The following is a 12427-nucleotide window of genomic DNA, read 5'->3' on the forward strand; positions in this document are numbered from 1 at the left end:
TTTCTATACTTTATTTCTCAGAATTAAATTTCTGCACTGCTTCATCAAAATAAATCCAACCTTTCCAGCCCAAATGAATCGTATCTTTTAAGAAATACTTATCATATTCATGACCAGAGAAATCAACTACTGGATATCCTGCTTTCTCAACCTGTTCTCGAACTTTTTTATAATACACTTCACGGCGTTCTTTCGGGAAGCCAGTATAATCATACCAAGGTCCATTTACAGGTACAGAAATAAAGAGTGGTTTGACATTTTTCTCTTTAAATAAATCTAAAATAATTTGTAAATCATCGTATTCTGGTGATTCATCATATGTTTCATTTGCTCTAAAGTTTTTTAAACCTTTTAGTTTTTTCTTCAGATTATTCTTATGATAATACGGATTTTCAATTCCGAATGTATTTGTAGTAGACTCAGCTTTCCCTTCTTGTTCTGCGTGTTTACGTGCGTCTTCCCAAGAAATTGAACGAAGTCCGATATTTGTTTTCTCCTTCATCGGTTCGATTTTAAATAAAGAGTTAAATATATCTCTATGATCTAAAATATTTCGATGCATATAAGCAAGTGGTTTAACTAAACCTGCTTTTATGTTATGTTTCGTATCATTATATACAATACCTTCTAATGAATTTTTTAATATATCATCTTCTTGAACAACTTTATAATCTAATAGCCGTTTCGCGATTTGCTTCTTCATTTCTGGATTTATCTTATCATTAAAAATAAAATGATATGCTTGTTGTTTGGAGAAATTATTAGTGAAATCCCCTTGTGATACACCAGTCTTTGTAAACCATTGTGGTGAAAGAACAAAGACTACTTTTTTACCTTCTAATTCATCCATAGTAGATGTCATATTTAAAATATGAGCTAAACTTTGTGTACCACCAGTTCCAATTAAAAACGGTGTAAAACCAGCTGGATTTACTTTGAAATAATTAGACGGATGATATGCATCCATTCGTAAAAATTCTGATGAACCGTACATCGGTAAATACTGTGAATTCTCTAACATTTTTTGCTGTAAGAAAACACTTTGTAATTTCTCTTTTTGTAAAGAAGTTGCCGCATCTTCTACCTTCTTATCACTAATAAGCGATACTAAACTTTTCGATGGGATTAGAATGATAATGAAAAAAAGCACACACGCTAAAATTATAGGACCAAAAGCATGCTTCATTTTCATCTTCTGTTCCTCTTTCTATTGCTATTAAATTGTAACCCTTGTTTTTGACACGTCATCTTTTCTCTCCTTTTTCTCTATACATGTTCCATTCTATTTATCTATTATATACATGTATGTATTTCCTTCCTTGTTCTATTAAGTCCTATATAAATAGCACAAGAAAATGTTTCCATAGAAACACGTTAATTATACAAGATTCTACATAAATTTCACACTGGAATTTTAGTAATAATTTTATTTTTTAACAATAAAAAAACATATGAAATGTCTAGAATTCTTTGGATGATGTATGAAGTTCAAAATATGATAATAAACGCCCGCTATGATTAACTTCATGAGTATATATAAACCCGAGCTTTCGTAAAAGTTTTTTCGAGCTCTCATTTGCTACTTTAACTCTAGCAATTATTCTTGTTACATTCAAAGTCTCTATTGCATATTTAATGGAAGCCTCTGCTGCTTCTAATGCATACCCATTCCTCCAATGTTCTGGGTCAAGGAGATACATAATTTCTATTTCACCTGTTTCCTCTACCGTTCTTAAACCACAATGTCCTAAAAGCTTTCCTGTTTTACTATTAAATAACAACCATACCCCGAAGTCATACTGTTCCCAATGTAAGATAAGTTGCCCAATATAATCATTTGTTTCTTCCTTCGACATTCCTCTTGATTTAGCCAACCATTTGCCAACAGTATCTTTTTTTAATATGTTATAAAACTGATTAATATCTTCTACAATTGGTTTCCTCATAAATAATCTTTTTGTATAAATTACTTTCTCTTCTTCAAACATAGACATCATTTCCCCTCCAAATACTGTTTACAGACTAATAAATTATACCATGAACTATTTTTCTAACTTTAAATGAGAAAAACAGACTATCACATACATGAAGTCTGTTTCTCGATCACTTTATTTTTGTACATCTGCCCATTTTAAACTTGTAGCTGGACCAAATTGATGTACATATAAATCTTTCACATAGGGTTTTTGTAAGTAAGATAATCCGCGCTGGAATACTGGAGCAATTACCGCATCATCCAGTAGCATTTTTTCAGCATCTTGCATTGCTTTCCAGCGAGCCTTTTCATCATTACCTAATTCTGTTTTAATCTTCTTAATTAACGCATCATATTCTGGGTTTGCATATTCTGTATTATTGACGCTACTTCCAGAAAGGAATACTTCTAAGTAAGTCATTGGATCTGGATAATCTGGTAACCAGCGTGATAACGACATTTCATATTCTTTCTTCTTCTCAAGTGCTAATTTTTGCGTATGTGGTTGTAATTTCACATTCACTTTTAATCCTGGTAAGTTTTTCTCAAGCTGCTCTTTAATGTACTCTCCAACTTTTTTAAAGTTTTCCAAGTCATAATTTAATAGTTCTAACGTCACTTCATTTGTACCTGTCTCTTGTTTTGCTTTCTCCCAATATTCCTTCGCCTGTTTTACATTTGTCTTATTAAACTCACCAGCCGTACTTCTAAAATCTTTCTTATCTGGGCCCTTTAAAAATCCTTTTGGTACGTAATAGTTTGCTGCAACCGATCCATCATTTAAAAATGAATCTGCGAGTCCCTTCTTATCAAAAACTGTACTTAGCGCAAGACGTGCATTTTTATTTTTAAGAATCGGTACATTTTCATTAAATCGGAAGAAGTACATAACTGGATCTGTATATTGTTTTAACTCTTTATTATTTTTATATTTATCTACGAATTCTGTAGAAATAACAGCTCTATCAACTTTATTTGTTTCATATAAATTTACCGCAGTTGAAATTTCTTTTACAATTTGATAGTTTACTTCATCTAACTTCACTTCTTTTTTATCCCAATACTTATCGTTTTTCTTCATTGTAAAGCTAGCTTCATGCTTCCACTCTGATAATGTAAACGGTCCATTATATACCGCTTTATTTGCTTCTAATCCATATTTATCACCTTGCTCTTTCGCATATTTTTCGTTAATTGGATAGAAGGATGGTAAAATTAATAATTTCGTAAAATACGGTACAGGATGTTCTAGCTCTACGACGAATGTTTTATCATCCTTCGCTTTTACTCCTAATTCATCTAGACCTAGTTGTTTTTTATTTATTTTCTCAGCATTTTTTACATCGTACGCAATGTATGCATATTGAGAAGCTGTATCTGGATTAATCAATTGTTTCCAAGCGTATACGTAATCATGAGCGGTTACTGGATCTCCGTTAGACCATTTCGCATCACGCAATTGGAATGTATATGTCTTTCCATCTTTACTCACTTCATATTTTTGTGCGCCGGCTTCAATTTCTTCATCATTTTTCGATAGACGAAATAGTCCTTCCATTACGTTATTCAAAACGTTAAACGAGACTGCATCTGTTACTTTCCCTGAATTTAACGACGGAATTTCACCCGTTTCTAGTAACTGTAATACTTTCTTCTCATCTTTCGGCTTTGTTGCAGTTTTTTCTTTTGCGCAGCCAACTAAAAATGAAGAAACTAATAGAGTACTAACTAATGAGTAACGAACAACTTTTTTCATTTAAAAACCCCCTCTATTTTCAAGGTAAGTAACGACGAGCACCAGCGTATTCTTCTATATATCCTGGTGTATTTAGCGGTATAATCTCTACCGATCTTTCAGCTCTTGGTGAGTGAATCATATTGCCATCACCAATATACATTGCGACGTGATGGACACTACCTTTCCCTTGATCATGTGCAAAGAAAATTAAATCTCCCTTTTGTAGATTTTCTTTATCAACTGCAACTCCTGCTCTTGATTGCGGTCCAGAATCTCGCGGAATTGTAATGCCGTGCGATTTATAGATCGTATGCGTGAAGCCAGAGCAATCAAATCCAAAACCACTTGTACCAGCCCATATATACGGTAATCCTAAAAACATTTTCCCTGTGTTAATTAAATCATCGGCCGCCGGAGTTGGAATATCAGTTTGAGATTGGTAAACTGTTCCATCATTTTTACGTATCCATGCTTTTTGCCCATTTGGCAACAATACACGGTATGAAATTGTGTCTTCACTTAATAGCGGCAGTCTTGTATTATAACTGACTTCAAGTGATTTATGTTTTTCAGAAGGGTTTATATATAAAATAGCTGTTGGTTTGGTTATTAAGACAAAAGGTTCATTTGTTTTATCTGCAAATTCTTGATTATATGTTAATTGTTTTTCAGGCATCCAGCCCGGATAACCTTCTTCATTTCGGGGTGTTGGCTGTCCATGCACTAATACCTTCACCCATTCGCCTTTCTTATCAATAACAGTTACTTCTTGACCGAGTAACGCTTGTGTTTCTAATTTATTTGCATTTGTTAACCATAGTTTCTCGTCAAGTGTCATTGATTTCGTCCATTTCCATAGATCCACTGGATTTGTTGTACTCGGTGTATCGATTGGCCTTAATGAATCAGGTACTGTCCATAACGTTGCAGCAGATACATCTATAAATGCTTTATTATCCTTCTTTTCTTCAGCATTTGCCAATGTAAACGATGAAAATATAAATAAAGTTGTTAAAAATGCAGTTCCTACTTTTTTCATATTTATCCCCCTTAAAAGATAGTTTACTAGTCTCTTCTCCTAAGACTTACTATTCACTGTCGATTGAAGGTTTACCTTTGATCCAGAATAAGTCATTCCTTCTGGCTCTTCCATTAACCAAAGCGGTGCATCAAGATCAAAATAATGAATATTAGGATGCGCTGCCGCTAAATGCGCAACAGCACTAACGGAAAGTGAAGATTCCATCATGCTGCCCACCATACACTTCACACCAGCTGTTTCTGCGATATCTGCAATACGCCATGCTTCACGTATACCACCACATTTCATTAATTTAATATTAATGAAGTCTGCATATCTTCCTTGAACGAGCTTTAATGCGTCACTTGCTGAAAATATACTTTCATCGGCCATAATTGGCGTTTGCACACGATCTTTGACATACTTTAACCCATCCCAATCTTTCGCGTGTACTGGTTGTTCAATAAATTCTATATTTAAATTACGATTTTCCATTTCTTGAATAATAGAGACCGCTTCTTTTGGACTCCAACCTTGATTCGCATCTAAACGTAATATCGTATTTCTTGGTACCACATTTCGAATTGCCTCAATACGTTCCAAATCTAAATGCGCCTCTTTACCCACTTTAATCTTTAATGTTTGAAATCCTTTTTCTATATGTTTCTTCGCTTCTTTTGCCATTAATACAGGCTCATCCACACTCACTGTAATATCGGTATGAATTTCTTTCTTCCCGCCTAACAAGGCATATAACGGCACATTTTGATATTGGCAATATACATCATATAAAGCGATATCTACCGCTGCTTTGGCACTTGAATTTCCAATACAACTCATTTGAATGCCCTGTAGTAACTGCTGAAACTGAATGATATTTTGACCAATTAAACATGAACGCATCGGTCCTAAAATCGCTTCTTCCATTCCGCTGGTGAAATCCCCCGTAATAACTGGCGTTGCGGCTGCAGCCCCCTTACCAATCACTCCTTCGTCTGTATGAATATAAACATCTATACTTTCAATTTCTGTTACAGTACGAAGCGCGGTTTTAAACGGTGTATGCAGTTTTACACGTCTACGATTTACTTTTACATCTGTAATTTTCATTTTGTTCATCCTTTCATTCTCCAATGAAGTGAAATTTTAATCCACCGGAGATTTATACCCACGGATTATTAGGTAAACCTATTGGACATTTACTCTTCTATCTCTCTACTTTGTTTTCGTTCACTTTTGATGTAGGACGATAATGTGAAATAAAAAAATCCAGCCATAAGAATGATTCTTACGGCTGGATTTTGTCTATGATTGAGTAGACAAAGCAGCAATCTGATTATATTTTTTCTGTGCATCTTTTAGCGCTACAAGTAACGCTTTTTGAGAAGAACCGAAATATCGGTTCTTTACTTCCATTACTAACGCCGGGTCATTTATATTTTTATGTAGAAATAAATATTTAACAAATTGAGATGTTAATGCAATTGTCGCTGAGCAGTCTGCATCTACAATTTCCCCTGTATCCTTAACAAGTATAAATGCTACGAAATAGCTTTTAAACTTTTCAGTAATGGGATTATTTTGAGGTGCTTTCGCATCCCCTACGATATAAATTGTATTTGAAGCGTACACAGCTATCTTCCTTTCTTATACGAGGATAACGGGTTTCTTAATAGTCGTATGAGCGAGGAACTCAACGTTGATTAAAAAATGTATCCGCTTACCTTGTATTATAATATAATTGACAGAATTTTAACAACATTTATTTTAGTGCATATTCCATATTTATGAAAATAGCTTAAACTCTTCATTTCTACAATATGTGATTGTTCCTTGTACCATGACATTCATACATAAAAAACTGCACCCCCAATTGTTAGACGGTGTCTAACAATTGGGGGTGCAGTTCAATGGCTAACTGTTTTTATTACTTTGGCATCACAAATATAGTTTCATTTGACTTAGAAAATTGATACTCTTTTCTCGCTAACTTCAAAATTTCTTCCTCATCGTCTGTTAAATTTTCTATGTTAGTCTTTAAAGAATCTTTATCTTTCTTTAAAGATACTAATCGCTTCTTTTGATCCGTAATCGTATCTTTCTTTTTATCAATTACTTCTTGTTGTTTCGTTAAAATATATTGAACATATAGAGTAGTTGCCGCAATAAAAAGGACCATTAAAATAAGTCGCCTTAACTTCTTTTTATTTATCCTACGCTTGTCACTAGGTTGTGATAATTGCTCTGGTATATTAGGAACATTTACTCGCTCGAGTTTCCTCATTCAAATCCCCCTAACCCATATTTTTCACTACCATCGGCACGTTTTCTTACTAAACTAAATTCTATTCTTATAAAATAAACTCCTTCACAAAAATATCCCATAAATTAACCAATTAAAGATAGCATTCGACGACATTTCCATATTTACACCGATTTTTTTTATACATGCTGCTATAAAATAGTAGTTTCTGTAATTCTTTTTCTACTATTGTAGAAGAGTTTTTTCACACACAAAATTCCTTCCCCACATATCCATGTTATAACATGCTTACAAGGAGGGGGAATATGCATTACCGCACATTAGGTAAAACTGGAATAACTGTTTCTGAAATAGGTTTTGGCGCATGGGCAATCGGTGGTGATGAATGGGGACCTGTTAACGATAAACAATCTATAACCGCTATAAAAAAAGCAATTGAGTGTGGTGTGAATTTTATTGATACTGCGGATGTGTATGGTTTAGGACATAGTGAAAAGTTGGTAGCTACCGCGATTAAAGGACATCGTAATGATATTATCCTATCAACGAAAGGTGGTTTAATCGGACATCACTACGACCCTAATGGAGTTCCTGTATATGATACTCCCGAAAAAATCATCGCCGTATTCGAAACAAGTTTACAACGTCTTCAAACAGATTATATTGATCTTTATTTTTGTCATATTTGGTGGCATAATCGTAGAGAAACAGAAGCATTTCTACGTGCATTTGACATATTAAAACGTGATGGCAAAGTAAGAGCAGTCGGTGTTTCGACTCATGATTTACAATACATTCATCATTTCAATAACAACAACGAAATTGATATCGTACAACTTGATTACAATATATTAAATCGAAAACCAGAAAAAGATATATTACCATTCTTACAAGAGAAAAATCTAGGAGCTGTTATTCGTGGTCCATTAAAAATGGGCATTTTAACTGGAAAATTCACAAATAAAACAATTTTTCCAGATGGAGATTTACGCAAAGATTGGCCAAATGAAACTTGGTTTCAAGAAGACTTACAAACCGTAGAGAAACTTCGGCTGCTCTCAAATAAAAATCAGACCCTAGGGCAACTTGCACTTCGCTATGTACTCTCTCATCCGGCAGTAAGTGTTGTAATTCCTGGTGCAAAAACAGGAACACAAGCACAAGAAAATGCAAATGCATCTGTTCGCCCTATTTTGAGTGATGAAGAGCTTAACTATATTCATTCAATATAAAAAGCCCAATCCGGGCTTTTTAATTTGGCAAACTAATATCATACTCCATTCGCTTCGCTGTGTCCTCCGCAACATGCACACCTAACAAGTTTTTCACAATATGAAATGCCATATTAATTCCAGCTGAAATTCCGGCAGATGTTATAATATGTCCTTCATCTACAAACTTTACATTTTCTATAACTTCAACATTTTGAAACTCATTTTTAAACTTTTCAATACTAGCCCAATGTGTTGTTGCTTTTAAACCTTCCAGTAAACCTGCTTTCGCCAGTAATAGCGCTCCTGTACAAACTGAAGTCATCAGCTTTACTTCTTTCATTTGTTGGCGAATCCATTTTATTACTATTTCATTTTTCATTTCATATTTTCTAGCACCTAGTCCACCCGGAATTATTAAAATATCCACTGGTGGTAAATTTTCAATACTATAATCTGGCTGTACCTTCAATCCATTCCTTGCTGTAATCATTTCCCCATTCTCGCTAACTGTATAAACAGTAAATGTTTTTTCTTCATTCACCTCAGTCACAGAAAAAACTTCAAATGGCCCTGCAAAGTCTAACACTTCTACTTCATTAAATAAAAATATACCAACACTCCATTTATTCATCATAAGTTCACTTCCTGTTTCAAATGATGTAAAAGGTGATTATATCCTTTTTCTAATGCAATATCATACGCTGTTTTCCCATCATTTTTCTTAATCATCTTATTAGCTCCATTTTTAAGGAGCAACATAATTATTTCTTCATTTCCTAATAATGCTGCTTCGTGGAGTCCTGTCCAGCCACCACTTTGCATAATATTTACATCTGATCCTTTTTCAATTAAGAAAGCGACAAGTTCACTTTGCTTGTTCGCAATTGCCGCTTGCAAAGGTGTATTTTCATTTTCGTTTTTCGCTCTACTATGTAAATCTGCACCGCTTTCTAAAAGAAAACTCGCTATTTCTTTCTGTCCAAAATAAGCTGCTAAATGAAGTGGTGTCCAGCCATCTTCACTACATTCGTTAACAATACTTGGACTCGCCTTTATAAACTTCACTACTTTTTCCTTATTACCACTTATAACAGCTTGTGCTATTGATTGTAAATGCTCCATAATAATCTCCCATCCTTCAAAATATTTAAGCATCTCCTTCTACATGTTCTATTAATTATTATATTTTCCTTTTAAAATCTTAAGTTTACATAATAATATTATATATATTACTTTTTTGTGCTTAATGGCTGAATAAGCAATAATGTTAAAAATACTGCCTTTAAACAATGAAGACCATGATTTCATTAGAGTTACTGAAAAAGCAAGCAAAAAACTATACACATAGTTTTCATCATATTTGTTCAGTTTCATGAACTAAAACAGGTAATGTTTATTCTGCTATTTATGCTTTCAACATATCAAATAATATTATTCCAATAAAAAAACAATCCCTTTTTAAAATGGATTGTTTTTTTTATTTCTTTTTTATACTGTTTATTTTATTTTTTGTATTTTCAATGATGAAATAATTACATTTACAAAAATGAAACGATACTATCTTAAACCCTCTTATAGTAAATTTTTCGTTTGAAAACAAAAAACACACTTCCACCTTACGATTGAAAAAACATATGTAAAAGTCTCTAAAACAGCTGCCTTATCAAACTAATCTATAGCAATTCTGTCTTCTTCCCTTACCTGTTTCCTTTAACACATACGATTTTAAAACTAGCGCCGTTAATGAATCTGTTAATGTTTTATATGATAAATTTGATAATGCCAATAGATCGTTCGTATATAGCATTCTATGCTTCTCTAATAATAATAGTACTAATCGTTCAGACGGTTTTAATGCCTCATCACTTTCTAGTATAAAGTCTATATTTTTCATTTCTCTAATTATTACTCCTTATATAAAAAAATACTTTAGACGCTTATTTAATATAAAAATAATACATAACAAAATTATAAATATATTAAAATAGCACCATCTAAAAACACTATTATACTATAACATAGAAGTAGTGTTTCCCCAAATAGGAAATGCTTTTTTATATCGCTTATAAGATTCTTGCAAACCTACATAATATTTTGTACCATTACCCGCCAAGTTTTCTTCTAATTTCGCTGCTCATCCTGATGTATTTGTAATCAATGAAGTTCTTCTAAATTTATAAACAAATAAAAAACGGTTCGTCTATCATGCCCTAAACATGAATGACAACCGTTTTCCAGCTTCTTCTTAATTAACATGTTCTATCTTAAATATTTCTTGCAATATGCGGCTTACTGTAATGACTTGTTCCACCGCCACCAACTACTACTTTACCGCCTTTTTCGAAAATTAATAATTTACTTGAACCATCTGCAAGAAGCACTATTACTTCAGCATTATTACTTGTTGCTACATAAATTACATAACCACTCTTTGATATACAAGTTTCCCAATTCGAATCAAATTCTGATCTTACTACACGATTTGAATACACTTGATTTTCAATTCTATCTTGTTCTACGTTTTCCAAATTGATTCCTCCCAATTCACTAAAATAGCATTTATAGGAAAATAACAGCCCTATATAAAATAGTAGCCGACTTTAACATAAATAGTATATGTAATTAGTAGGAGAATGCTTGGACAACGAAAACGAAATAGACTTCAAAAATTTCACAATTGAAACTTCTCTTTAATCATTTCCGCTACTTCTTTTGCACTCAAATACGTGTTATTAATTTTTATATACTCTTCTTTTTCAATTTCACCATGAAGAGAGTTTAATCTATGCTTTTTCATCGTTTCTTTCAAATTATTTTCAGACCACTCAATATCTCTTTTTTTCGGTTTATGTTCTAATCTATTCGGGCTTTTATTTCGTTCTAATCTTTCATCTAATTCCGCTTCCAGCTCTACAAAATACACTGTCCCACCTTTTGATTCAAAAATACTTTCTACATGATGTATATAATCCCAATCCGCTTGGAGGTCAAATGCCCATATATACGTAAAAATCATTCCAGATAAATCACTTTTAGATACTTCTTCAAATATTTCATTACGAAATAAACTTACTAGTCTTTTTGCTTCTTTCGTACTGTAATCAAAAATTGGACTTACTAAATCAATTGTCATGTGGTTATGAAAAAGTTTTAAACCGGTTAATGTTGCTAATTCTTGCCCCACTGTCATTTTTCCAACTGCTTGTGGGCCAAATATTAATATAAGTTTCATTTATTTCCCTCCAATCTTTCTCTATAAACCACTACATAAAATTAAAAATAAGGCAGCCGATTTTTAATCGATTGCCTTATTTTTTATTCATAGTTTTAGTTCTATTCTTTTCGCACAGCTTCAAAAGTAATCATTTGATTTGCATTTGACGGTTCTTTTTCATAAACATATTCAGCAGAGCAAGTAATGTTTGAGAAACCTATATTTTCTAAAAGAAGTTTAAACTCTTCTATTCCATACCAGCGCAGCGCAAAGCGTTGTAGTTCTGTTTGTACTAACTGTCCTTTACTCCACTTTTCATATTTCAAATATGATACAGTAACTTGGTCCAGCCAATCTATTTCAATTGATTTATTTTCTAATGTGATTCCGTCTCCACTCGGCAAAGAGAAAGTCGATGTATGAATTTCTCCAGTCTTCCAGTCATGCGGAAGCATAATATCTACGATTAATTGTCCATCTGGATTAAGATGTTCATAAAAACATTTCAATGCATTTATAGAATCCACACGATTTTCAATTAAACAAAAAGATCCAGTAGGAATGATAATTGCGTCATATTTATGCGGAAGTGAAAATTGTTGCAAGCTTCCTTCATACAAATTAGGATGTAAGCCTCTCTCTTTACAGCGCTTACGGCAAGAATCTAGCATTTCAGTTGAATAATCTATCCCATCCACTTTAAAACCAGCCTCTAGAAGCGGAATGATGACACGCCCTGAACCTACTGCAGCTTCGAGGATTCTTCCTCTACAACCTTTTAAACGTTCTTTGTAATACTCAATATCACCATTTAAAGAATAACCGACTGGTTTTGTGTAATCATACAGTTCCGTACAAAGTGTACTATAAAAGCTAAACATTTATTTTCTCCTCCGTTTTTACGTACGGAAGATTTCAATTCAACTAATCTTCCTGTACCTCTAATTTTAATGAGATTTCGAAAGAGCTGACTATCATAATATATCACTCACTTTCCATAGA

General features: G+C 33.1%; 14 protein-coding genes. 1 reads left to right on the forward strand and 13 read right to left on the reverse strand.

Going from position 1 to position 12427, the window contains the following annotated elements; translation table 11 throughout:
* Nucleotides 1-10 precede the first annotated feature (10 nt).
* From dltD to NST90_RS13835, 7 genes are all read right to left on the reverse strand, one after another.
* Nucleotides 11-1192, reverse strand: coding sequence for a D-alanyl-lipoteichoic acid biosynthesis protein DltD (dltD, locus tag NST90_RS13805; protein WP_000782308.1), 1182 nt, complete (start codon nt 1190-1192; stop codon nt 11-13).
* A 268-nt stretch (nt 1193-1460) separates the two neighbouring features.
* A complete protein-coding gene (locus NST90_RS13810) occupies nt 1461-1994 on the reverse strand; it encodes a GNAT family N-acetyltransferase (protein ID WP_063264127.1) in 534 nt (177 codons plus the stop codon).
* A 114-nt stretch (nt 1995-2108) separates the two neighbouring features.
* The gene (locus NST90_RS13815; protein ID WP_046392811.1) at nt 2109-3731 is read right to left on the reverse strand and encodes a peptide ABC transporter substrate-binding protein; all 1623 of its coding nucleotides are present in this window, start codon (nt 3729-3731) and stop codon (nt 2109-2111) included.
* Between the two features lie 19 nt (nt 3732-3750).
* On the reverse strand, nt 3751-4752 hold the full coding sequence (locus tag NST90_RS13820; protein WP_046392812.1) for a C40 family peptidase: 1002 nt from the start codon (nt 4750-4752) through the stop codon (nt 3751-3753).
* 39 nt (nt 4753-4791) lie between these two features.
* Nucleotides 4792-5853, reverse strand: coding sequence for a dipeptide epimerase (locus NST90_RS13825; protein ID WP_001038458.1), 1062 nt, complete (start codon nt 5851-5853; stop codon nt 4792-4794).
* A gap of 186 nt (nt 5854-6039) precedes the next feature.
* Nucleotides 6040-6366, reverse strand: a complete 327-nt coding sequence (locus tag NST90_RS13830; RefSeq protein ID WP_000271312.1) for a DUF3870 domain-containing protein — start codon at nt 6364-6366, stop codon at nt 6040-6042.
* Between the two features lie 295 nt (nt 6367-6661).
* A complete protein-coding gene (locus tag NST90_RS13835) occupies nt 6662-7018 on the reverse strand; it encodes a septum formation initiator family protein (RefSeq protein WP_001228372.1) in 357 nt (118 codons plus the stop codon).
* Nucleotides 7019-7302: 284 nt separating this feature from the next.
* Between NST90_RS13835 and NST90_RS13840 the strand changes: the two genes are divergently transcribed.
* Nucleotides 7303-8229 (forward strand): aldo/keto reductase, encoded by a 927-nt coding sequence (locus NST90_RS13840; RefSeq protein WP_000559359.1) that lies wholly within the window; start codon nt 7303-7305, stop codon nt 8227-8229.
* 19 nt (nt 8230-8248) lie between these two features.
* Here the strand turns inward: NST90_RS13840 and NST90_RS13845 are convergent, their stop codons facing one another.
* The 6 genes from NST90_RS13845 to NST90_RS13870 form a co-directional block, all read right to left on the reverse strand.
* Nucleotides 8249-8845: a DJ-1/PfpI family protein gene (locus tag NST90_RS13845; protein ID WP_000981435.1), complete on the reverse strand. Its 597-nt coding sequence runs from the start codon at nt 8843-8845 to the stop codon at nt 8249-8251.
* On the reverse strand, nt 8842-9333 hold the full coding sequence (locus NST90_RS13850) for an ankyrin repeat domain-containing protein (protein WP_000400684.1): 492 nt from the start codon (nt 9331-9333) through the stop codon (nt 8842-8844). Before NST90_RS13850 ends, NST90_RS13845 begins: the two co-directional genes overlap by 4 nt.
* Before the next feature lie 541 nt (nt 9334-9874).
* Entirely contained in the window at nt 9875-10105 is a 231-nt protein-coding gene (locus NST90_RS13855) for a hypothetical protein (protein WP_000789031.1), read from the reverse strand.
* A 370-nt stretch (nt 10106-10475) separates the two neighbouring features.
* Nucleotides 10476-10739 (reverse strand): hypothetical protein, encoded by a 264-nt coding sequence (locus tag NST90_RS13860; protein ID WP_000432429.1) that lies wholly within the window; start codon nt 10737-10739, stop codon nt 10476-10478.
* 143 nt (nt 10740-10882) lie between these two features.
* Nucleotides 10883-11443, reverse strand: coding sequence for an AAA family ATPase (locus NST90_RS13865; protein ID WP_000767062.1), 561 nt, complete (start codon nt 11441-11443; stop codon nt 10883-10885).
* Nucleotides 11444-11544: 101 nt separating this feature from the next.
* A complete protein-coding gene (locus NST90_RS13870; protein WP_046392813.1) occupies nt 11545-12306 on the reverse strand; it encodes a class I SAM-dependent methyltransferase in 762 nt (253 codons plus the stop codon).
* Nucleotides 12307-12427: the final 121 nt, after the last annotated feature.

Origin of the sequence: Bacillus sp. FSL E2-8900 (genome assembly GCF_037966225.1) — a bacterium.
Lineage (GTDB): Bacteria > Bacillota > Bacilli > Bacillales > Bacillaceae_G > Bacillus_A > Bacillus_A cereus.